At 52.5% G+C, this 23349-nt stretch carries 16 protein-coding genes; 10 read left to right on the top strand and 6 right to left on the bottom strand.

What is annotated here, in order from left to right:
- Window positions 1-7: 7 nt before the first annotated feature.
- Entirely contained in the window at window positions 8-139 is a 132-nt protein-coding gene (locus NDI52_RS04380; RefSeq protein ID WP_277874453.1) for a hypothetical protein, read from the bottom strand.
- 22 nt (window positions 140-161) lie between these two features.
- On the opposite strand from NDI52_RS04380, the gene NDI52_RS04375 reads away from it, so the two are divergent.
- Entirely contained in the window at window positions 162-2426 is a 2265-nt protein-coding gene (locus NDI52_RS04375; protein WP_190772735.1) for a transglycosylase domain-containing protein, read from the top strand.
- A gap of 115 nt (window positions 2427-2541) precedes the next feature.
- Here NDI52_RS04375 and NDI52_RS04370 read toward each other — a convergent pair whose 3' ends face one another.
- From NDI52_RS04370 to NDI52_RS04360, 3 genes are all read right to left on the bottom strand, one after another.
- The gene (locus NDI52_RS04370; protein WP_190772734.1) at window positions 2542-3771 is read right to left on the bottom strand and encodes a bifunctional oligoribonuclease/PAP phosphatase NrnA; all 1230 of its coding nucleotides are present in this window, start codon (window positions 3769-3771) and stop codon (window positions 2542-2544) included.
- Between the two features lie 332 nt (window positions 3772-4103).
- On the bottom strand, window positions 4104-4601 hold the full coding sequence (locus NDI52_RS04365) for an HNH endonuclease (protein WP_190772733.1): 498 nt from the start codon (window positions 4599-4601) through the stop codon (window positions 4104-4106).
- A gap of 204 nt (window positions 4602-4805) precedes the next feature.
- On the bottom strand, window positions 4806-6350 hold the full coding sequence (locus NDI52_RS04360; RefSeq protein WP_190772732.1) for a glycosyltransferase family 39 protein: 1545 nt from the start codon (window positions 6348-6350) through the stop codon (window positions 4806-4808).
- A gap of 470 nt (window positions 6351-6820) precedes the next feature.
- Here NDI52_RS04360 and NDI52_RS04355 point away from each other — a divergent pair, with 470 nt between their 5' ends.
- From NDI52_RS04355 to pcrA, 9 genes are all read left to right on the top strand, one after another.
- Window positions 6821-8533, top strand: coding sequence for a hypothetical protein (locus NDI52_RS04355; RefSeq protein ID WP_190772731.1), 1713 nt, complete (start codon window positions 6821-6823; stop codon window positions 8531-8533).
- 236 nt (window positions 8534-8769) lie between these two features.
- Window positions 8770-9297 carry a phycobiliprotein lyase gene (locus NDI52_RS04350; RefSeq protein WP_190772730.1) on the top strand — a complete coding sequence of 176 codons (528 nt, stop codon included), beginning with the start codon at window positions 8770-8772 and terminating at the stop codon, window positions 9295-9297.
- Window positions 9298-9335: 38 nt separating this feature from the next.
- Complete coding sequence (gene bchM / locus NDI52_RS04345) at window positions 9336-10019, top strand: magnesium protoporphyrin IX methyltransferase (protein ID WP_190772729.1); 684 nt, start codon at window positions 9336-9338, stop codon at window positions 10017-10019.
- A 412-nt stretch (window positions 10020-10431) separates the two neighbouring features.
- Window positions 10432-11145 (top strand): heme oxygenase (biliverdin-producing), encoded by a 714-nt coding sequence (locus tag NDI52_RS04340; RefSeq protein WP_190772728.1) that lies wholly within the window; start codon window positions 10432-10434, stop codon window positions 11143-11145.
- A 183-nt stretch (window positions 11146-11328) separates the two neighbouring features.
- Complete coding sequence (locus NDI52_RS04335) at window positions 11329-14718, top strand: PAS domain S-box protein (RefSeq protein ID WP_190772727.1); 3390 nt, start codon at window positions 11329-11331, stop codon at window positions 14716-14718.
- A 193-nt stretch (window positions 14719-14911) separates the two neighbouring features.
- Entirely contained in the window at window positions 14912-15394 is a 483-nt protein-coding gene (locus NDI52_RS04330; protein ID WP_190772726.1) for a hypothetical protein, read from the top strand.
- A 374-nt stretch (window positions 15395-15768) separates the two neighbouring features.
- Window positions 15769-16785 carry a hypothetical protein gene (locus NDI52_RS04325; RefSeq protein ID WP_190772725.1) on the top strand — a complete coding sequence of 339 codons (1017 nt, stop codon included), beginning with the start codon at window positions 15769-15771 and terminating at the stop codon, window positions 16783-16785.
- Between the two features lie 147 nt (window positions 16786-16932).
- On the top strand, window positions 16933-17754 hold the full coding sequence (locus NDI52_RS04320) for a peptidoglycan-binding protein (protein ID WP_190772724.1): 822 nt from the start codon (window positions 16933-16935) through the stop codon (window positions 17752-17754).
- A gap of 476 nt (window positions 17755-18230) precedes the next feature.
- Entirely contained in the window at window positions 18231-20576 is a 2346-nt protein-coding gene (pcrA, locus tag NDI52_RS04315) for a DNA helicase PcrA (protein WP_190772723.1), read from the top strand.
- Between the two features lie 63 nt (window positions 20577-20639).
- Here pcrA and fmt read toward each other — a convergent pair whose 3' ends face one another.
- On the bottom strand, window positions 20640-21653 hold the full coding sequence (gene fmt, locus NDI52_RS04310; RefSeq protein WP_190772722.1) for a methionyl-tRNA formyltransferase: 1014 nt from the start codon (window positions 21651-21653) through the stop codon (window positions 20640-20642).
- Between the two features lie 535 nt (window positions 21654-22188).
- Entirely contained in the window at window positions 22189-22908 is a 720-nt protein-coding gene (locus NDI52_RS04305) for a universal stress protein (protein WP_190772721.1), read from the bottom strand.
- Window positions 22909-23349 lie beyond the last annotated feature (441 nt).

Here is a 23349-nt window from a genome sequence, read left to right as displayed (position 1 = left end):
TTTGTTTTTAAAGAGACCTCAATCCAATATGGGGAACAAGTCGTAGGGCAAACAAATCGATTAGGATATGGAGAATGCGATCGCCCCGACTTTTTCCGAAATTGCGATCGTCCCGACTGTATCCAGTGTGAGCCATCATCCTGTCCCATCCCTACCTAAGCATGGCTGCTCCACAGACCCCAACTCCCCCTCCCAAGCCTTCTAAAACCCTTCTGGGTAGCCTAACCCAAGCGGTGCAATCCGCGCGGGTCAATTTTTCTCGACTGAAAGTCAAGCCCAATGCCCGTGTTCCCGAACTGTGGGTGGAAGAAACAGAAACCGGGAATAAACAGGTTTATCCGTTGTTAGGCGATCGCTACTTGTTGGGACGGAGTTCTCGCTCCTGCGACATTGTGGTCCGCAACCCCGTGGTCAGCCAGGTGCATCTATCTCTTTCACGGGACAGCCGGAAGCCGGGGTCGCCGTTTATGCTGCGAGATGAAAATTCTACCAATGGCATCTACCGGGGTAAGCGTCGACTCACCAAACTGCCTCTCCGCCACGGCGATGTGCTGAACCTGGGGCCAGCAGATTTGGCCGATTCAGTACGAATTCAATACGTTGACCCGCCGCCCTGGTATGTTCGTACGGCTCAGTATGGCTTGTACGGTTTTACAGGGATGACCGCTCTGACCGCCATGTGGATTGGGATGGAGTGGACTAAGTTCTCAGTACGGCCATTACCCGAGTCGGTTCAGGGGCCGGTCATCGTCTATGCCCGAGATAGTGAGACGGTGCTCAATCCTCAACGCAATCGCTCTCACCAGGAGGCACAGAGCCTATCCAATTATTCAGCTTACCTCCCCAAAGCCGTTATCGCGTCAGAGGATGTCCGTTATTACTGGCACCTTGGAGTTGACCCGCTGGGTATCCTGCGAGCCATGGTCACCAACATTCGGGGTGGTCGCCTATTGGAAGGCGGCAGCACCCTATCTCAGCAGCTTGCGCGTAATATCTACCGCGATTATGTAGGAACTGAGGACTCGGCTGGGCGCAAATTGCGGGAGGCGGTGGTCGCGCTGAAATTGGAAACGTTCTACAGCAAAGATTTTCTGCTGCTGACGTACCTTAACCGGGTATATATGGGGTACGGCAACTATGGGTTTGAAGATGCGGCTCGCTTTTACTTTGGCAAGTCTGCCAAGGACCTGAACCTGTCAGAAGCCGCGACTCTGGCCGGAATTCTGCCCGCACCCAACAACTTCAACCCCATTCAGGACTATGACACAGCGGTAGAGTATCGCGATCGCGTCCTTAACCGCATGGTGGCCCAGGGCATGGTGAGCGAAGAGGAAGCCGATCGCGCACGGCGATCGCGCATTGACGTAAACCCTGCCGCTATCGAAGAACTCCGCAGTAACATCGCCCCCTATTTTTACGGTCAGGTTTTTACCGAACTGGAAACCCTTCTGGGGAGCCAACTGGCTCAGGAAGGTAACTTTGTGGTGGAAAGCACCCTCAATCAAAACTTTCAGAGTGTCGCTGAAACCAGCCTCCGTAACTCCATAGAGACAACGGGTTACGCTTCGGGATTTTCCCAGGGGGCGCTTGTAACCGTTGATTCCGCCACAGGAGAGGTGCTGGCTCTGGTGGGGGGAAAAGATTTTTTGGAAAGCCAATTTAATCGCGCCAGTCAGGCCATTCGCCAGCCAGGATCGACTTTCAAGCTGTTTGATTATGCTGCTGCATTGGAGCAGGGTGTCTCGCCGTACACCGAGTTCTCCTGTGAAGGCATGTCCTGGGAAGGCCAGGAGTTTCGCGGGTGCGAACGTACAGGCGGTAGCGCCAACATGTTCACCGGGATGGCGTTATCCGAGAACGTTATTGCGGTACGGGTTGCCCGTGAAGCTGGCTTAAATAATGTGATTGGCTTAGCCAAACGCATGGGCATCACTACAGAGCTACAGGCTAACCCAGGATTAGCCTTGGGGCAAAGTGAAGTGACGCTGCTGGATATAACGGGAGCTTATGCAGCCGTTGACAACGAAGGAGTTCTGAATCGGCCCCACACCATTCGCCGCATTTTTGACAGCAGTGATTGCGAAAACCCTGAGGTTTACACAACCTGCCGTATCATCTATGACGCGGCTCAGCAGGGCATTCCAGCAAAGCAGGTGCTAGACTCCGGCATTGCTGCCACTCTGACAGACCTTCTCCAGTCTGTCATCAGCAGCGGCACTGGTCGGGCGGCCGCTTTAGGCTTAGGCGAAGCTGGCAAAACAGGTACCAACAACGACTACCGCGATCTCTGGTTCGTAGGCTTCGTTCCGAGTCAAAACATTACAACGGGCATATGGTTTGGCAACGATGACAACTCGCCGACCAGTGGCCGTAGTAGTGACGCGGCTGCACTGTGGGGCGAATATATGGGTCGCATTTTGCAATAAACCAAGAATGTGGTGAAAGGGGGCACTTCGTGCCCCCTTTCACCACATCCTATCCACACATTGACCAAAAATGCCACCCCATAAAACGGGGTGGCATTAACTTTAGGCTTGTTAATTAGGTCGTGCGAATCACACCATTTTCAGGGTTGACCAGACGTAGGAGTTTTTGTTTGATTTGGGCATCAAACACTTCCCATTTAATGCGGGCATAGTCTGAATTGTCGTTGAAGCCTGACAGGAAGCCCATGGGAATTTCGAATCCGCCGGCCATGGAGCGACCGCCGCCGAAGAACCGCCCCTGAGGATCCTGGCCGAAGGCTTCTTTGAGAAACTCATCGGGATCCAGGGTGAGTTTGTTGGTGCGGAGAGAGCCAATCACCACTTCCAGTTCCTCATCCTCGTCGTGGACGATGCCGTAAACCAGAGCCGTGTGAACGTTCTCTTCCGTAACTAGGAAATCAGCCGCTTGAGGGATCGCGTCGCGGTCATCGTAGCGCAGGTAGCCAACGCCAGCGATGGAAAAGTTGTTCTCCATTATGCGGTTGCGGAGCGATCGCTCAATCACATCCATCACCCGCTTCGAGCGAGAGGATTGCAGCACCGCACTCAACAGTTGACTGTCATAGAAGCGACTCAGATAAGCAGCTGCCATGAAGTCTTCTTCCTGAGCCTGCATCAGGCGGTTCGTATCACTGCGAAGACCATGCATCAGAGCCGTAGCACATTTAATGTGCTGGCTGTTGCTGGTATCGAGTTGCAACAAACCACCCTGCAAGTATTGAGTTAGGATCGTCGCTGTTGAACGGGCACTGGTACGGATATCGGTGAACTCGGCGTTCAGTTCAATTTGGGAACTGTGGTGATCAATGACCGCTGCTACAGGGATTTTGGCCTGTTGCACCATGGGCCACAATTGAGTCGTGGTGCCCTGGTTGTCAATGAACACACAGCCGTTGTAGGCTGTCCAGTCTTTCTCCTTACAGAGCTGAGCTGTCCAACGTTGAACAGGCAAATTAGTCAGCTTGACCAGAGCAATATTCTCCTGATGGCTGAGAGTACCCGCATAAACGACATCGCAGCGAATCTCATATTGTTCAGCAATGAGCTTGTAAGCCCAGCCACAGGAGAGAGCATCAGGATCGGGAAAATCTTGTAGCAATACCAGTTGGCGATCGCCCCGATGCGCCTTCAACATCCGGTCGAGGGCTTCAACTCGCTGCTCAGAGAGCCGCCGCCCTTGCATCGAGGCGTTAGGCCACTCTGGTTTGAAAGAACTACCGTTTCTGGGGCGTTCAGAGGAAAGGGCTATTTCCGCTTCCGGATCAGCCAGGAGAGGGTCTGTCATCACAAAATTATATTGTTGGGAGGTTTTTAAGGACGTGAAGGTGATAAGGAAGCGTCGGGGCTACTGGGAGCGAACTCCCACGGTTGCAGTAGCACCCAAGTCAACGATCAAGACAAAGTCGTTACATCTATGATCTTCTCAAAAAATCCTGGTTCAGGCACCCCATCGTAGGTTCCAATTTCCACACCACACGATGAAGCCATTATGAAGATTGTAACTAATCTTGACGAGTACCGGAGGTAAGACAAAGGAGGTAGGGAAAGCTCCTCCTCTAGCCGCCCATGGAGCATAGGCCAGCAAAAACAAACCCCCAGTCAAAATCAACCGGGGGTTTAGATGCCAATCACATATTTTTGCCATTCTTGGTGAAGCCCACTTTTAATGTGCTTAGTCACTTCAAAGTAGAGGCCGCTGTGAGGACGGTGGGGTGGACGACGAAGGTGCATATTGGCTTCTTTCGGAGTACGGTTACCTTTTTTAACATTACAGCGAACACAGGCAGTGACAATATTTTCCCAGGAATCTTCGCCCCCTCGCGATCGCGGCAGCACATGATCGAGCGTGAGGTCTTCGCCGGTATATCCGCAGTACTGACACGAATGTGAGTCCCGATGGAGGAGGTTGCGGCGGGTGAGGGGAATCTCCTTGTAGGGAACCCGGACATAATGTCGTAAGCGGATCACGGAAGGCAGGGGCAAGGCATCGTAGACCATTTTTCCGTTATGTTCGACCTGTTCAGCCTTTCCCTTAATGAGCAGTACCACTGCTCGCCGCCAGCTCGTGATGTTGAGGGGTTCGTAGGAGGCATTCAACACCAGAACTTTGCCCATTAACGTTGCCTATCGTTGGTTAATGATAAGAATCTTGTCAAGAATGGTAACACAACTCCTCAGAAAGCCGGGGAAGGGGCCGTTATTAAGGCATTTCTGCAACAATTTGCAATTATTTGTCGAGCCCAGTTGGGCAACTTAAAACCGCTAAATGTAGAGGTTACGAAGTATTCCGTATTTCGTAGCCTCTATATTTGGCGGTTTCTAAGGTTGAATTTGCCAGAGTCGTACTTCTGCCGCCGGAGTTAAGGGGTATAGCAACAGTAAGGTGTACCCCTGGCGTGTCAGGGCCGCCTGAGTTTCGGAAGAACCATTTAATAAGTAAAAGGTATGGCTGTTTGAACTTATATCAATCGCTTCAGGAGAGGGGATTGCCTGAAGCATCAGGTTGGGGCGCAACCAGTAGCTTAGGGCCAGCAAATCAGAAACCTTGCTCTCTGTCAGGACTAGTGGATTTGTGGCTTGATTCAGTATTGCGGAGACCGGTTGGTAGTAAGTACTGCGAGGACGACTTTTGTTCCACCAGAGGTTTTTTTGAGAGGTGACAGCACAACTGGCAATTTGACTGACGAGAAGAACAACGAGCAACCCCTGCCCCCATTGCTGCCAGGTTGTTTTAGCCGGGATAGACCGAGAAAAACTATAGGCCAGAGCAATCTGCAAGCTGAGAGCAGTAGGGAATAAGTAGCGGACTCGCAGCGATCGCTCCCCTCCCACTACCAGATCCGGCAGTGCCAATCCCAAAAATGACACGCCACCCACCAGTACCAGCAACAACCAGGCCCGTCGGGGAGCATAGCGAATCAGGATAACGGTAGCGACGATCGCACCCACCACCAGCACAACATTCCACCCTGCCAGTTCCCAATCAATCAACATCTGATTTAGCACTCGAAACCAGCCATCCACCAGTTTGCTGAAGGGCGTGGCTTCGCTGAGAGAAGCGGTCTTGCGCTGTACTGTTGCGAGGTTAGCGGCTAGGAGAAATAGCCAGGGCGTGAAGGCGGCGATCGCTCCCGCCGTCACTACACTGAAGCGGCGCACGGTTTGGGTCAGGCGACCTTCCATTAAAAGGATGTAGAGAGTGTGGGCGATCGCCACCAACCCAAACAACAATTGGGTATATAGTCCCAAAGCAATCGTCATGCCATAAACGATCCAGCTATGCCAGCGCTGCGTTCGCATACCCCAGAGCAGGCTGGCACACGACAATAGCGTCATCAACGCCAACAAACTGTAGGGGCGAGCTTCCTGGGCATAGAGCACGTGTAGGGGAGACACCGCCACTAACCCTATTGCTAACCATCCGGGCAGGCTAGTTTGAAACAGCTCCCAGCACAACCAGAACAGAGCAGGAAAGGTCAACAGACTCAAAACCGCTGCCAGACTACGCCAAACGACGATGGTTGACCCAAACCGCTCAACCCACCACCGCGATAGCAAAAAGTAGAGGGGAGTATGCTCTGCTGAACCACGTAGAGAATTCCAGGTGTCGTCCCAGCCACGCTCAGGGCTGAGTTGTTGGAAGGATTGGAGATCGGCAACAGTGAAAGGTTTCCCAGTAAGCAGGGTGTCTTCGACCAGGGCAGTCGTGTAGCCAAGCGATCGCAAGGTTGTATTCACCTCGTCAATCCAATACACCTTGTAGCCCAGATGATAAAACCGAAAGAAAATGCCGAGCACCAGCAGCACCCCGCAGATCCCCAGCCAGATGCGACGGGTCGTAATGGGATGAGGACGAGCAGGCATCGGGAAAGAACTCCAGGAATTATCCAGGTATTGTATGACTAATCGCAAATCCGGTTGAGCAGCATTATGCGCCGCACCCCTGCACATGATGCTGCTTTAACCGGAGATCACATAACCCAGCAATTCTCATTTTGAAATCAGGCCCGAAAACCGCGCGCCTTCGGCGCGCGGTTTTCGGGCCTCAAAGCCAAGAGTTTACGCCCTACGGGCGTGAACTCTTGGCTTTGAGGCCCATACTGAGAAATGCTGCACATAACCTGGGAGTGTGGATGCAGGAAGCCTATCTCCTTTAATCAGCTACACACCCGCTTTCGATACAACCAGGATGTGCCGCTGCGGCATGGCGGCACATCCTGGTTGCACTCCAGGATCGGCATGTAGCTCAATGAGGATGGTATAGAATCTTCGAGGTTATCGGGCGGACATCGTGTCCGTTGCAATCCGGTTCACCGTTTCCTGGGCGCTTTCTAATGCTGGCAAAACAACTGCACTCCTGGCTGATTCCAACGACGGACGTTCCCACCGTTGCTCAGCGGCGGCTGTGGTTTTGGGTGAGTATGGCGATCGCGATCGCCCACCTCATCCCCGTCCTCTACGAAGCCTTCAGCAGCCCATACATCGTGCAGGATGACGCTCGCCAGCACGTTTTCTGGATGTGGCGGTTCATTGATCCGACCCTGTTCCCGAATGATTTGATTGCCGACTATTTTCAATCCGTTGCCCCCTGGGCGTATACGCTGCTTTACCGGGGGTTGATGAGCCTGGGGCTAACACCGCTGCTGCTGAGCAAACTCATTCCTCCCGTGCTGGCACTGATAACAACAGGCCTGGCCTATCGCCTCAGTTTGCTGCTGTTGCCCGTTCCCTTCGTAGGAGCGTTGGCCGCGCTTCTAACCAATCAACTCATCTGGTCGCATGACGATTTGGCTTCTGCTAGCCCTCGTGCTTTCATGCTGCCAATTTTTCTGGCCTTTCTGCAGGCGCTCCTGCAACGGCAGATTGGTTGGAGCCTTATATTAATGGTGCTGCAGGGTCTGTTTTATCCACAATATGTCTTTGTATTCTCGGGGCTGCTCGTGCTGCAACTGGTGCAATGGCAGCATGGCAGATTGAGCTGGGCTCCGGAACGAAGGACATGGATATTAAGCCTATCAGGGTTGGTAGCGGCTTTTTTGGTACTCCTTCCCTTTGTCCTCAGCACCTCAGAATACGGCCCCGTCATCACTCGCCAGGAAGCTTTACAACTGCCAGAGTTCTACCCGGGTGGCCGCAGCGTCTTTTTTAACAACGAACCCTTTGCCTTTTGGATCAACGGGATGCGGAGTGGTCTCTTGCCGACTTTTAAGCCACCCATCATGGGATTTGGGTTGCTGTTACCCCTGCTGCTACGTTATCCCCAACGGTTTCCGCTGGTACGGCGGCTGCAAAACCTTAACGTGTTCGTACAGCTACCTGCAGTGGCGATCGCCCTCTTCCTGGCAGCGCATCTGCTCCTTTTCCGACTCCACCTGCCCAGCCGTTACAGTGCCTATACCCTGCGCTTTACTCTCATCCTGGCAGCCGCCTGTAGCCTGGGAATCCTACTAGATGCGGCATTGAGAGCATTACAGGGCCGCCAGAGTTTATGGCGTTGGGGGGCCATCACTCTAGTCAGCCTGCTCGTCCTCGCCTACCCTTTCTACCTTTCTCCCGTCCCCAACACGAATTACACCGAAGGGCGGCTACCCAAAATCTACGGCTTTCTGGCCGAGCAGCCCAAGGATAGCCGCATCGCTTCTCTATCACGGGACGCCGACACCATTCCCACCTTCAGCCATCGCTCCGTCGTCGTCTCACGCGAGTTCACGATCCCGTACCATGTCGGCTACAGCAACCAGATCCGCCAGAGGGCGATCGACCTGATGGAGGCTCAATACTCCCGTCTCCCGATTGCCTTAGGGGAAGTGATCCGAACCTATAACATTGATTACTGGCTGGTTGACGATAACGCATTCAAGCCATCGGCTCTGAAAAAGAGCTGGGTTCGTCAGTATCCAGAAGCCCTGCAATCGGCACTGGCCCAACTCTCGATTGGCCAGCCCTATCTAGCTCAAGTGGCGGATCAGTGTGAGGTATTGGAGGAGCGCGATCGCCATCTCCTGGACGCCCAATGCATTCTCCGCACTATTAAGAAGCCCTATTAAACCTCAGTTCAGCAAAAGCTGCAGTGCCCATTGTGGTCTGTACTTCACGTAGACCACAATGGGCGTTTTCGAGTACCGCACGTTATGCAGCACTCGATTATTCAGATCAAGTGCTGCTGGGGTCAACACCCCTTTTGCCAACAAAACAGGCATCACAGGTGAATCGGTTGTTACGGTACCGTAAAATCTGTTAATAGCTGTTCAAAGTCAGACTTGCGGTTCCTCCAACCACCCAAATGAACGTTACTGAATTCTTCCAACAGAGTACCGGGAAATGGTTTTCCCAGCGGACTCACCATCACTCTACCGCCCAGACCCCTGAGAGCGGCAAATCCGACATTTACATCGAATGGCTTGAGAACGATGCACCAACCGTGGTGCAACTATGCCAGCAGCAGCAGGTGAACCCCGCAACGGCCCTTGGCGGCATGCAAATTCGCTGGGAAGGATTTGTGGCTCACTCTCCTGACAAACAGCGAGGCTCGACGGTGGTTGTGGCGATCGCCGATGACACCAATCCCACTCAAGGGCGTATCCTGCAATCCAACCCCGACAAAACCGGAAGCCCCGTTCTCGCAGGCCATTACACCATGGGTGAGGATGAAGCCCTGACCCTGGTTACCGACATTGACTCCGTCTCCGCTGAGGAGCGTATCTGGTTTGCAGGCCCCAATCTACGCCTGCGGACTCGCGTTCTCAAGACCCCAGAAGGCGTCACCACAGCCGCTTTTTACTCTGAGATTCGCATGGGCGGGGCTCAGTAAAGTTTTTAACGCCAATTCCATCACATCCCAATTTTCCTATGACAGCCCTGGACGATAAAACCGTTGTTCGAGATTATTTCAACGCCACTGGGTTCGACCGCTGGCGGCGCATCTATGGCGATGGCGAAGTTAACAAAGTGCAACTCGACATCCGCAAAGGTCATCAGGTCACAGTAGACACCGTGCTGGAGTGGCTGAAGGCTGATGGCAATCTCTCCGAGATCACCGTTTGTGACGCTGGATGCGGTGTGGGCAGCCTAAGCATTCCTCTCGCTCAAGAAGGCGCTAAGGTGTTTGCCAGCGATATTTCCGAGAAGATGGTGAGTGAGGGACGGGAACGGGCGATCGCCACCCTCGGCCAAGCCGACAACCCCACATTCGCGGTTCAAGACCTGGAAGGGCTGAGTGGCAAGTATCACACCGTGGTTTGTCTGGATGTGCTGATTCACTATCCCCAAGACGAAGCCAACCGCATGATCAATCACCTCAGTTCCTTGGCGGAATCCCGTCTACTGCTGAGCTTTGCCCCCAAAACTCCGGCCTATAGTCTGCTCAAGAAGATTGGTGAGTTTTTTCCCGGCCCCAGCAAAACCACTCGCGCTTACCTGCACAAAGAAGCCGACATTGTTAAGGTTCTTGAAGCTGGCGGCTGGAAGATTCAGCGCAACACCATGACGAAGACCCGGTTCTATTTTTCCCGATTGCTAGAAGCTGTTAAGTAGAGAGAAATAAGGTCGTCAGCAGAGGGCAGACGGAACGGCAGGATCAGGTAGAAGAAGGAAGGTAGATGACTCAAGGAAAAGCAGCCATGCGTTTCATTAGAGTTCTCCAGGTTAGGCGTTGAGCATTCAGCAGAAAGCTGGCTTCCGCCCCTTCCTCTCCTCCGACCTCTGCCCTTTCGTTCCCCTATCCTCTCGTCCCTTCTGTATCCTGTTCTCTACCTTTTGTCTGGCGCTTCACATGGCTTCATCAGCTTTTGTGAATACCTCCCACGGCGTAACGATTTTTAATAGAAACTCTCATCAAATGGGTCTACTGTAGCAATTTAGGATACATACGCGGTTTTCGTTGGCACCCCCAGTGAACTCCTTTCCCAGTAGACGCATTTAGTTGGACATTTAGCAGGACTTTAGAATGAGCAGCAATTTATCAACAGCACTCCGCGAGGGAACCAAAAAAGCCCATACCATGGCGGAGAACACCGGATTTATCGCGTGTTTTTTGAAAGGGACCGTTGAGCCGACGTCCTACCGCAAGCTGGTTGCTAACCTCTACTTTGTGTACTCTGCGATGGAGGAGGAAATGCAGAAACACCAGAATCACCCCATTCTGGGTAACCTGTACTTCCCTGAACTAAACCGCAAAGCCAGCCTCGAAGAAGATTTGGCCTACTATTTCGGTTCCAACTGGCGCGATCAAGTAGCTCCTTCGGATGCTGCAAAAGACTACGTCGCCCGGATTCATGAAGTGGGTGAGAAGTCGCCTGAGCTGATGATTGCTCATCTCTACACCCGTTATATGGGTGACCTCTCCGGTGGGCAAATCCTCAAGAAGATTGCTCAGAATGCCATGAACCTGACCGAGGGTGGCACTCGCTTCTATGAGTTTGAGAACATTTCTGACGAGAAAGCCTTCAAGAAAATGTACCGCGAGCGGCTCGATGGCGTAGATGTTGATGCAGCTACCGTCGATCGCATTGTTGAAGAAGCTAACGATGCCTTTGGTCGGAACATGATCATGTTCAAGGAACTGGAAGGTAATCTGATCAAGGCAATCGGCGTTCAACTCTTCAACTTGTTGACCCGCCGTGCCCGTCGGGGTAGCACTGAATTAGCAACAGCCGAATAGTTTTTCTGGTTCTAATTCGTTAATATCAAAACCTCAATGCTCTCCGGAGCGTTGAGGTTTTTGATTGTAAATATAAGCTTGCATAGAATTTTATTGAAAATTTCGTTGAAAAAGTCAATTTGAGATAAGGATGAGGAACTCTAAAGCTATCACCTTATTAGGGATGCATAGTATCAGGTAAGCATGCAGGAGAGGCCGTCTCAACTATCAAGCGATCGCTCATTTTTGGCTCTTTTTCAGACAGCCTTTGATCCTATGCTGCTGGTTGACCAGGAAGGGCACTGCATTGCAGCCAATCCCGCCGCCTACGCGTTATTTGGCTGGCCCTCTGACGATTCACGACCGCACAATCTAGAAACGTTGTTTGTGGAGAGTCCCCTGCTCTGGCAGGTAGGAACGCCTCAGGAGCTTCCCCAATCCGGACGAGGGCAGATTCGATGCGTGGATGGTCGCTGTCAGTGGGTAATGTATCGAGTGAGTGCGGTTGACCCCTCAGACCCACTGCAACACTATCTAATTATTTTGCGTGAAACGTCGATTGCGGTTGAGCCTCAACCACTACCTCAGCCCTCCCTGCAGCCATCTGCTACAACAACCAGGCCCCCCACAACACCTCCTGACACCGATTGGTGGTTTCGCTCAGCCTTTGAGCAATCCATTCAATTGGCTAGTCTCTTGAGTCCGGATGGCCGCTTGCTGGTTGACAACCAGACGGCGTTAGATTTTTGCCAACTGACACCGCAAGAGTTCATAGGACGACCCTTTGTGGAACTGGATTGTTGGCAACTTTCTTCCGAAATTCAGAATCGCTTGCTGGCGGCGATCGCCACAGCAGCGAGCGGAGAGCCTGTGCGCTACGAGACGAATATCCTGGCTCCTGACCGTTCCGTTATCACCATTGATTTTTCGTTAAAACCCATTCGTAATCCGGCGGGACAAATCGAGTTTTTGCTGGCTGAAGGCTTAAACATTACCTCGCAAAAGCAGATCGAAGAGGCTTTGCGACAGAGTGAAACGCTGTTCTCCGTAGCCTTCCACGCGAATCCCGAGCCGATGACTATCTCGACATTGGAGGGCGATCGCCTATTTGAGGTCAATGAGCAGTTTTGTCAGATTACCGGCTACCAGCGTGACGACGTGATTGGACGGCGCATTCCTGAGCTGAATCTTTGGCAGACGGCTGAGGCCCGTACACAAATGTTAGAGGCCCTTCAGGAGTCAGGCCGTCTGAGTAACTACGAGGCGACCTTGCGCATGCAATCGGGCGAGTTACGGGTCGGGCTACTTTCCGCTCACATTGTTGAGGTTAACCAGCAACTGTGTATTCTGAGCACCATTAAAGACATTACTGAGCGCAAACAAGCTGAGGCTGCTTTGCACGATGCTGAAGCGCATTTGGAGGATATCCTCAATAATTCTGCGGCTTATATCACCCGCATCTGGTTGTATGCCGATCGCACCTGGGAATACGACTACGTTTCGGCCACCTGTGAGCGATTGTATGGGTATACCGCTGCTGAGATCCAAGCCGATCAAAACCTGTGGCGATCGCGGATTTTTCTGGAGGATATGGAGCAGGTTCTGGTCCCCAACACGGAGCGCATTCTGGCGGGCAGTACGGAAGTTACGATGGAGTACCGCTTTCGCCACCGCGATGGCTCCATCCGATGGATTTCAGAAAATTCTGTTGTGCGATACGACGAGCACCGCCAGGGCTGGTTGTTGACCATCGTGGCCATCGATATCACAGAGCGCAAACAAGTTGAGGCGCTGGTGAAACAGCAGCAAGAACGCGAACGCTTGCTAACCGCTACAGTCCAACAAATCCGAAAATCCCTGAATCTACAGGATGTCCTGACCACGGCGGCTCAGGAAGTACAGCAACTGCTGGAAGCCGATCGCACGCTGATCTACCGCTTTAACCCTGACTGGAGCGGGAAAATTGTCGTGGAATCTGTTCAGGAACCTTGGCAGTCTGTTCTCGGAACCACAGTTTATGACCCCTGCTTTCGGGCGGAGTTAGTCGAGCCCTACCGTCAGGGACGAATCCATGCCGTCTCAGACTTGCTGCAGGAGCAGTTATCCCCCTGTCATCAAGGATTACTGGCCCCATTCCAGATTCGAGCCCACCTGGTCATACCCATTCTCTGCGGTGATCGCCTCTGGGGTCTCTTCTGCATTCACCAATGTTCTGACGCTCGCACCTGGCTACCCTTTGAGGTGGAGCTTTTGCAGCAACTCTGTGAGCGGTTGGCGATCGCCATCCAACAGTCTGAGCTCTACCAGCAGGTTCAGCACTTGAACGCAGAGCTAGAACACCAGGTGCACGAGCGGACCCTCGCCCTGGAGCAGTCTCTACGCTTTGAAGCCCTGCTACGTCAGTTAACCACCCAGATGCGCGACAACCTTGATGAACAACACATCCTCCAAACAGCCGTGGATGGTTTGGGGCGTGAGTTGGGAGTACTGTGCTGTGATGTAGGAATGTATGACCCTGAGCACTCTACAGTCACGATTAAGTGGGAATATAATCCGGGTCTCGAAGCTCTGCAAAATGCTCAGTTTTCAATTGCTGAGTCTGGTGATCCTGATATTTATTACCGCCATTTACTCAACCGCGAAAGCGTGCAGGTTTGTCCCCTCAACTACACCTCGGTGCGTCCGGGTATGAATGCCTGCACAACGCTAATCTGCCCCATCATGGATGATCAGGGAGTATTAGGGGATATGTGGCTGGTGAGACCGGCTGACCAATACTTTGAGGAAGTTGAGCTCCAACTGGTACAGCAGGTAGCAAGCCAGTGTGCGATCGCCCTGCGCCAGGCTCATCTCTATCACCTGGCCCAAACTCAAGTCGGGGAGCTAGAACGTCTCAATCAGTTAAAGGACGACTTTTTGAGCACCGTCTCCCATGAGTTGCGAACTCCCATGGCGAATATCAAAATGGCGACGGAGATGGTGGAGTTGCGGCTGATTCAGCGCAATATTTTAGGAGATGGTAACGATCCAGCGCTAGAACGCTACTTCCATATCCTCAAAGATGCCTGCAACCGTGAGATTCGACTCATTGATGATCTGCTTGACTTGACCCGCTTAAATTCCGACATTGAACCCATCATTCCCTTCCAGATTCATCTGCGTCCGTGGGTTTTCCACATTGCCGAGGCGTTTCGCGATCGCATCCTTCGTAAAGAGCAAATCCTCCAGATCGACATCAACGATGATCTGGTGCTTGAAACCGACCTGGCTTACCTGGAACGGATTGTGATGGAACTGCTCAATAATGCCTGTAAGTATACGCCCACCGGGGAAGGCATCTTTATCTCAGGACGGCTAGTGGACCAGCAGCTCCAGCTCGTGTTTGCCAACTCGGGGGTGGATTTGCCCCCGGAGGAGTGCGATCGCATTTTCGGCCAGTTCTATCGCATTCCCAGCAGCGATCCCTGGCAGCATGAAGGCACAGGGCTAGGGCTGGCCCTGGTGCGCAAGCTCACAGAAAAGCTAGGCGGCTCCATTCGTGCTGAAAGCAGCCAGCAGCATCTGCGAATTATCCTGACCTTCCCCTATCCTTAGATCATTAGTTCGGACAGTTTTTCTAAAACCCTTGCTTTTGCGTGCGCTTTGCGCACGCAAAAGCAAGGGTTTTAGAAAAACTGTCCAGAGTATTGTTAGATGAAACTTTGGCCGTGTACGCTGCGTCTACCCCTAGAGAAGCCTGCAGAATTGCCGCGAATAAGTTTCGATGAACGTGTTTGGAAGGAGCTCTATGCGCAATCAATACTTCATCATGACTGGCTTACTGGGAGGTTTTCTCCTGCTCGGTCATGTGACAGAGGGAGCCGCCCAAGCTCAGACTCAAACCACAGCTCCTACAGCCAACCAGCGTTTTGTTTGGGAACCTGTCGCCCGTATCGAGAATCCTCGCTTTCCCGTCCAAATCTCCCTCCTAAACCAGACCGGGATTGATTTGGACTATGGCTTTACCGACACTTCCAACGCTAGTCCCAACACTCTGGCCCCTAACGCACGGGCAACCCTGACACTCACCAATCCTTCCGTCCTGCTTAGCATTAACCCCATTCAAACCAGTACGGATAGCAACATTCCACTCCTTTTATTTGATGTCAGAGTGCAGTCAAACAACGCCATTGAGGTCATCCTCAAGCCAGGTAGCGGTAATGATTTGACTGGCGATGCGATCGGTCAAGTTTTAGATGTACAAGAATCAGGCGGTATTTTTGTGTACTGATGCCCTGGGCAGGTAGTTTCAAACCTATAGATAATCCGCCCGGCATTCCATCCATTTCAGAACCTTGAAAAGGCTCACTTCGTGCGGTTTTTCAACCGTAAACTAGCCTAACCAGATTTTGTCAGGCTATATAGCGCTGTGCGGGTTGATTAAGTACGGTGGTGTGGGGCACTAAGTGCCCCACACCACCGTTGCTGTACTTAACGCACTTGCACATTGCTATAACATCAACGCATCAAGCATTGCCCGATTGAATGAGGTAAGAGAGGGGCATGGGGCTCATCTCTTACCCCTCCCTTACCTCATTCAATCAGAAAGAAGTATAAGTTCTGTCTAAATAATTGTGCTGAAATAAACTGTTGTTCCTATAATCTTTGGCAAGTACTGCCATTGACGGGGAGGCATCGGTGAGCAAGCTACAAAACCGTTTCAGTTGGATGTTCTGGAGTGGTTTTTATTTAAGCCTGGGAAGTTTCGGGCTTCTGGGATGTAATCGGCTGCCGGACTTAATAGCAACTGGTTCTAAAACCTCAGAAGCAGCGACCGCTTCTCCCCCCCCTGCCAATATGCTCTGTGAGACCCCCGGTTACCTGGCAAAGGTTACAACCCTACAGGGGCAACCCCACCTCACCTTCGGCCCAAAACCAGACGCAAACACGCTCACCGATGCCGCACCGGTTGCCATGACCGAAAATGACGACGGCAGCCGCACCTATTCAATTTCTAAAGATTCCACCACTTATGCCCGTTTCTATTTAGACGGGACCTGTCTGACGCAAGTCGTAGCAGCTGATAGCACAGTCAGCGTCGAAGAAGTTGGCAAGACTTCTCCTGTTGATCCCCCTGACGAATCTGTTGCCTCCTCGAGCCTTGAGCAGCCGGATCAATATCAGCAGGGCTACGATCTGGGCTACAAAGAAGGCTTTCAGAGCGGCGAAACATTTCGTCGGGAAAAGCGCGAAAACACCCCCGAACTTGCTTTTCCAGCCGATTCGGCGAGCGGCAATGAGAGTTACGACCGGGGCTACCGGGAAGGCTTTTATGATGGCTTTGCCGGAGGCTACGACAGCTTCATCAGCCAGGAGCCAAATCAGAATAATTTAGCTATGAGCTGCGCTGGAACGATTGTGAATAAATTTGATTTCACGGCTTACTACACTCGAGAGTCTGGATTCAACCGCATTGATCTTAAACCTCACCAAAGTAGTCAAACTCTCACCGCGAACCTAAGCTATGACCGTAAAGACGATAAAAACCATGAGGTTTGGCGCGGCAATATCGCCCAAATGGAGGATGTAACGTTAACGCATCTATCTACAAAAGATCCTAAACCGGGAGACGAGGTTTCTGTTAGTTACGACAATGGTTTAGGAAAAGCAAATTGTCGTTAAGCTCAGCCAAATCCGTAGAATTGTAGGCTAAACTGATCGCCACAACCAGAGTTGTCCCCTAAAACCCTGGTTTAGAGCATTTTCAGCCATTTTTAACCAAAATCGGCTGATGGTTCTGTTCATCTGTTTTTGCGTGGGTAAGAACCTATGGAAAATTTCGCTTTCCTTCATGCCTTTGCCGCCTACGAAGACCCCTCGGAAGCGCCGAAGGTCCGCTCTCTAGAAGATATGGGTTTAGTCAATCCAGCCATGCTCGGGATAGCCGCAGGGGCGATCGCCGGGTTTATGGTTTTGACTACCCCCTCGGATGCTCAAGCCTATACTGAGTACGGCGATCGCGGTGCTGCCGTCTACGAAATTCAAAGTGTTCTGAATGGTTTAGGATACAGCGTTGGTCCATTAGATGGCGTGTTTGGTTCTGCGACACGACAAGCCGTAATCAATTTTCAACGGAACAACGGGCTCTCCGTAGATGGTGTGGTTGGCCCTGCGACGGCCTCCGCTCTCGGTGGGGTCAGCTATGACCCTGACCCTGGACAAGGTGGCAGCGGTGGTGGCCCCAATACGGTCACAATTTCCACCAACGGTAGCCCATTGACAGTGCGTTCTGGTCCGGGTACAGGTTACGCTGCGATCGACTACATTTCGAATGGCAGCAGCGTTACTGTTGTAGATTATTCGGGCGGTTGGTATGAACTCGCTGGCGGCGGTTGGATTTCGTCTACTTGGACCGTCGGCGGTGGCGGCGGTGGCGGTGGCGGTGGCAATCCCGGTGGTGACGGTGGCTCCGGCTCTATTCGAATTTCCACCAACGGTAGCGAACTGGTAGCTCGCTCAGGCCCAGGCTCGGGGTATGCCGTTACTGGCGGCTATGGCAACGGTGCTGTAGTCCGGTTCTACGACTACTACGGTGGCTGGTATGAAACTGACCAGGGCTGGGTTTCTGCAAGCTGGGTTTACGAACTCTAAGCTCTAATTTGCTCCTGTTGCCAGGCCGTCGAACCTGTAAAGGACAGTCTTTCTGAGGATTTCGCCCTAACACATGGGTTTTGAACCCTGGCCTGAATACCTAAGCAAGGGCTGATGTAGTCGCTACATCAGCCCTTTTTGACGGACCTCTATGAAAACGCTCAGGCATGTGAACGGCCGACCCAAACAAATGTATTCTTGAGAACCTACAGCAATGTGCGGGTTGATTAAGTACGGTGGTGTGGGGCACTTCGTGCCCCACACCACCGTTGCTGTACTTAACGCACTCGCACGTTGCTATATACTTTGTGCGAGTTCTCCAGAATTACAGAGGGTTTTATCACCCGAAATGGCGAAAATCGCCCTTTGCCAAGTACCCTTCTCAACCCTTAGACTGTAAACTCTGAGCACCCACTGGATATAGCTCCAAGCCTTGGGGGTGATCCATCCGCTCTCCTCCTCCCTCCCCCGTTCCAATGCCGCAAACCTTAGACTTTCTAGCCCAACTCAATACCTCTCAGCGTCGCGCCGTTGAGCACCACTGTGGCCCACTGCTAGTGGTTGCTGGGGCCGGTTCTGGCAAAACGCGTGCCCTCACCTTTCGTATTGCCAACCTGATCCTGAACCATCGGGTCGATCCGGAGAACATCCTCGCAGTTACCTTCACAAACAAAGCTGCCCGGGAGATGAAGGAGCGGATCGAGAAGCTTTTCGCTGAGCAGGAAGCTCTTGCACAGAAGGGCAAGCCCCTGGAAGCTTTGCACGAACGGGAGCAGATGCGGCTCCGCTCCTATGTCTACAAGAACATCACCAAGGATTTGTGGATCGGTACGTTTCATGCCCTCTGCGCCCGCATCTTACGGTTTGACATCGAAAAGTACCAGGACCCTGCCGGGCAACGTACCCGGAACTTCTCCATCTTTGATGAATCTGATGTGCAAAACCTTGTAAAAGGTATTGTCGCTTCCAAAAATCTGGACGATAAGAAGTTTGACCCGCGATCAATCCGATACGCCATCAGCAACGCTAAAAACCAGGGCTTCTCGCCGATGGATGTAGAGCGCGAGCAGCCGAACTACCGGGGTCGGGTAATTGCTGACGTCTATGCCGAGTACCAGAGGGCCCTGGCAGCTAACAATGCCATGGATTTCGACGACCTGATTCTGGTTCCCGTGCAACTCTTCCGCCAGAATGAGCAGGTGTTGGCTTACTGGCACAAACGCTTTCGCCATATCCTCGTGGACGAGTATCAGGATACCAACCGTACCCAGTACGATTTGATCCGGATGCTCGTCACTAATGGAGCTAGCACTGCCGACTTCGGGGATTGGAATTACCGCTCCGTTTTCGTTGTGGGCGATGCCGATCAAAGCATCTATTCCTTCAGAGCTGCGGATTTCCGCATTCTGCTGGGGTTCCAGGAGGATTTTGGCGATGGGTTGCCGGACGATGACACCCGCACGATGGTCAAGCTGGAGGAGAATTACCGCTCCACGTCCAACATCATCGAAGTGGCGAATGAAGTAATTGACAACAATACGGAACGCATCGACAAGGTGTTACGGGCAACACGGGGTGAAGGGGAGCCCATTTACCTGTTCCGAGCAGACGACGAGACACAGGAAGCGCAGTTTGTTGTCGGTCAAATCCGCCAGTTACGGGACAGTAACCCCGAGTTGGATTGGGGTAGTTTTGCAATTCTCTACCGGACCAACGCCCAATCGCGTGCGTTTGAGGAAGTGCTGGCCCGCTTTCAGTTGCCCTATACCATTGTGGGAGGGCTGCGATTCTACGATCGCCGTGAAGTCAAAGACGTGCTGTCCTATTTGCGGGCGATCGCCAACCCTGACGACAGCGTCAGCATTGAGCGGGTCATCAACGTACCCCGACGCGGCGTGGGCAAAACCACCCTGGATCGGTTGAAGCAAGCGGCCCAGCAAACCAATGTCTCCCTCTGGAATATCCTTTGCGATGAGACATCGGTACAGACCCTGGCGGGGCGATCGGCCAAAGCGGTGTTTAGCTTTGTCGACATCATCCAGAAATATCAGGAGCAGCTAGAAACGGCCTCGGCTTCTGAAATCATGCAGGGCATTCTGGAGGACTCGGGCTACATTGCCGATCTGCAAACTCAGGATACTGACGAAGCCCAGGATCGCATCAGCAACGTGCAGGAGCTTTACAACGCCTCTCTGCAATTCCAGGAGGAAAACGACAACGCCTCCTTAGTGGGATTTTTGGCAAATGCTTCCCTCGCCTCAGATCTGGATAACTTGGACGAAGGGAAGTCTTCCATCTCCCTCATGACCCTCCACTCCTCTAAGGGACTGGAGTTCCCCGTTGTCTTTTTAGTGGGTCTGGAGCAGGGGCTTTTCCCTAACTATCGCTCCTTAGAGGATCCGGCTTCCCTGGAAGAGGAGCGCCGCCTCTGCTACGTGGGCATTACCCGTGCTCAGGAGCGGCTCTTCATCACCTATGCCCGAGAACGCCGCCTCTACGGCAATCGCGAACCGGCCAGCCCCTCGCTCTTCCTGGCAGAAATTCCACCAGAACGGCTAATCAGCAATGTGGCAACAGCTCAGCCCAAAAAGATGGCAACCCCGATGAAAGAAATGCGGGCACGGGCGATCGCGGCACCCAATCCCAATGCCGTCATCTCTGATTGGAAAGTGGGCGAGAAAGTGATGCATCCTTCCTTTGGCCCCGGCCAGGTTACCCACATCTTTGGTACCGGCAAGAAGATGTGCATTGCCGTCAAGTTCCCTGATTTGGGTCAGAAGATCATCGACCCCAAATTAGTTCCGCTTCAACGGGTCCAATAAAAATGCTTTGTGTATGGTGTTTCGCACACCACACACAATAAGCATACATAAGTTCCGTGAAGGCTATGCCTGTTTGAGTTGTGGCGTTCCAAACCGCTCACCTACCTCTAGACGGCTACCGTTCACAAAGTCTGCGCCACTCTGAGCTTTCTTCCCCGGTAGCTGAATCTCCTGGAGCAGCAGCAGCCCCTCACCTGTCTTCACGACAGGCCCCCAGCCTTTGAGAATTGTGGCGATCGCCCCAACCTCGATCTCTGCTTGCAGGAAAGGCTGCCACTCCGAAGCCAGAGCTTGCAGGTCTGGCGGTAACTGGTCATCCACGACACCCAGGGGAGCGGTTTTTAGCAGTTTGATAGAGCTATCGCGAAAGGTTGCCACGCAGTTTGGGAAAAAGCCACGAATCTGGTTGTGGAGGGCGATCGCCCCTTTCCCCCAATCTACCCAGTAATCTGCTTTCTGAATGAGCGGTGCATAGGTGGCTTGTTCAGCATCCTGTGGCTCGGCAATCAGCGTTCCTGCTTCCAGGCCATGCAGCGTTTGCACCAGCAAATCCCCTGACTGCGCTGCAAGCTTTTCGGCTACGTCAAAAAAGGTATCAAATAAACCAATGGGTACCTGACCTTTGATCAACATGGGGCCGGTATCCATCCCCGCATCCATCAGCATCGTGGTAATGCCTGTCTCAGTCTTGCCATGCACAATGCTCCATTGAATGGGAGCAGCCCCTCGGTAGTCCGGGAGTAACGATCCGTGACCATTAATACAACCGAGGCGGGGCATGTCTAAAATTTCTTGAGATAAGATTTGCCCATAGGCAACGACAACGAAGGCATCGGCTTCATAGGAACGCAATGCATCCAGGGTTTCGGCATCACGTTTCACTCTCCTGGGTTGCCAGACGGGAAGATTATGGGTTTGGGCGATCGCCTTCACTGGAGATGGGCTTAACTCCTTCCCCCGCCCCCGCCGCTTATCGGGTTGGGTTACCACTGCCAGCACCTCAAACCCCGGTTCTGCCAGCAACCGCTCCAGGCTAGGCACGGCAAATTGGGGCGTTCCAAAAAAGACCAGTTTCATGGACACCTGCATGATTACTCAGCAAATACTATCAGCAATTCTTAGTATGGGCATCAAAGCCAAGAGTTCACGCCCTACGGGCGTGAACTCTTGGCTTTGATGCCCGAAAACCGCGTGCCAAAGGCGCGCGGTTTTCGGGCCTGATTTCAAAATGAGAATTGCTGAAATACTATAGCTTTTGTACCGATCGTTGCGGCAAAGGGAGAGACTAGTAAGCTGCAGCCTAAGTTCGCGACCCATGTTTTTGTGTGGGGTGCTTCGCACCCCACACAAAAACATGGGTGATGGATTTTCGCCTCAGCGTACTAGTACAAGAAATCTATCTATATCGAGTGGTATGAGGCACTTTGTGCCCCACACCACCCACCGTTGCTCTATTTAACGCACTTGCACATGCTATATGAAGCAGAGTTCGGGTGAAGTACGGGCTTGCGCTCTGATAAACCTCTTAGGCCAAAACTTAGCCTCCTGTTTCTGTCCTCACTAAATAAGGGCAAAAACAAGAGGCCAAGTTTTGACACGAAGTGTGGAGTAATTAAAACTCTTCCAATTGATGAGGAATACCCCAAATTGGACAGGGAGACAGGGGAGCCAACTGACGAACCAGTTCATGCTCTGGAGAGCTGCAGCCCACCACAATCAAGTTAGCATCAATCTCTCGGGCCACATTCAGCAACTCGTCAGGGTAGCTACCAAAGCGCAGGTGAGCCTCTAGAGAGCCACGCCATTCTTCCGCCAGGCAGCGAGCCTGCCAAAGAATGCAATCTGCCTGATCCAGGAGATTCTCAGGAGCAGGGATTGGCTCAACCTGGCAGACCGTCAGACAACTTTGGGCTGCCTGGCTGGCTAGCACGTCCGTACTACGACGCCCCGAAGAAAACACGGGTAGCCCCGAAGCGTGGACCAAATCGGTGCGCGTAGAGGTCCGTGGGTACGGCCAGGCCGATCGCCCTCCCAGATCAACAGGATTTTCGCGAGGTGGCTGTTTGCGCCGATCGACGATATACACCACATGCACCAGCACTCGGGTTTGCGATGCCAGGCGAGTTTGATGGGCAATCCACAGGGCCATATCCAGGGCAATTTGGCTATTGGCAGAGCCGTTGTAGCCAATTAGCACATTCATGGTTTCCTTGGAAGAACGCTCATCCTCACCCCCACCCAGAGTTAGGCCTTCAGACAGAACGATTTGGCTTGCCAGATCCTTCCATCCCAGGGCATTTTGTAAGCGCACCAGTGTGGATTTAATCTTCACCGTGGTTTCCCTCCGTCAACATGGATGAGCCAAACTTTGAAGGTTCAAAAGTCAAAAGTTGCAACTTGAAGGATGTCATGGAAAGCCCAGATAGGGATACAAAGCAGTTGCCCCTATCACAGCCATAGAGAAGCTAGTTCTAGAGAATCAACCGGGCTCTGGCGATCGCCTCTAACAACCAGAACCTTCCTGTAAAACAGCACCCCAAACCATTAATCCGGAAACACCCTTTCAGTCCTGCAAAAACTGAACAAGCTGAATCAACAGAAGATCTGCTTCAACTTATTCGTGCATAGACAATCGGCCACTTTAGGAACACACCGAATAGAGCCTTGCACTCATCTATTCTCTACCCAAAGCCAGTCAGAACTGCTCGATATTGAGGAGAGGAAGGCCACCTCCATCCAAAACCCGATAATTCTGAGGTCTATACAGGGGTTT

It is taken from the genome of Leptolyngbya sp. PL-A3 (genome assembly GCF_039962325.1).
GTDB lineage: Bacteria > Cyanobacteriota > Cyanobacteriia > Elainellales > Elainellaceae > Vacuolonema.
This window is presented reverse-complemented; position numbering and strand designations above follow the sequence as displayed.

Coding starts and splice junctions, on each gene's coding strand:
- NDI52_RS04380 (WP_277874453.1), bottom strand. CDS start 139: ATGATGGCTCACACTGGATACAGTCGGGACGATCGCAATTTCGGAAAA.
- NDI52_RS04375 (WP_190772735.1), top strand. CDS start 162: ATGGCTGCTCCACAGACCCCAACTCCCCCTCCCAAGCCTTCTAAAACC.
- NDI52_RS04370 (WP_190772734.1), bottom strand. CDS start 3,771: ATGACAGACCCTCTCCTGGCTGATCCGGAAGCGGAAATAGCCCTTTCC.
- NDI52_RS04365 (WP_190772733.1), bottom strand. CDS start 4,601: ATGGGCAAAGTTCTGGTGTTGAATGCCTCCTACGAACCCCTCAACATC.
- NDI52_RS04360 (WP_190772732.1), bottom strand. CDS start 6,350: ATGCCTGCTCGTCCTCATCCCATTACGACCCGTCGCATCTGGCTGGGG.
- NDI52_RS04355 (WP_190772731.1), top strand. CDS start 6,821: ATGCTGGCAAAACAACTGCACTCCTGGCTGATTCCAACGACGGACGTT.
- NDI52_RS04350 (WP_190772730.1), top strand. CDS start 8,770: ATGAACGTTACTGAATTCTTCCAACAGAGTACCGGGAAATGGTTTTCC.
- bchM (WP_190772729.1), top strand. CDS start 9,336: ATGACAGCCCTGGACGATAAAACCGTTGTTCGAGATTATTTCAACGCC.
- NDI52_RS04340 (WP_190772728.1), top strand. CDS start 10,432: ATGAGCAGCAATTTATCAACAGCACTCCGCGAGGGAACCAAAAAAGCC.
- NDI52_RS04335 (WP_190772727.1), top strand. CDS start 11,329: ATGCAGGAGAGGCCGTCTCAACTATCAAGCGATCGCTCATTTTTGGCT.
- NDI52_RS04330 (WP_190772726.1), top strand. CDS start 14,912: ATGCGCAATCAATACTTCATCATGACTGGCTTACTGGGAGGTTTTCTC.
- NDI52_RS04320 (WP_190772724.1), top strand. CDS start 16,933: ATGGAAAATTTCGCTTTCCTTCATGCCTTTGCCGCCTACGAAGACCCC.
- pcrA (WP_190772723.1), top strand. CDS start 18,231: ATGCCGCAAACCTTAGACTTTCTAGCCCAACTCAATACCTCTCAGCGT.
- fmt (WP_190772722.1), bottom strand. CDS start 21,653: ATGAAACTGGTCTTTTTTGGAACGCCCCAATTTGCCGTGCCTAGCCTG.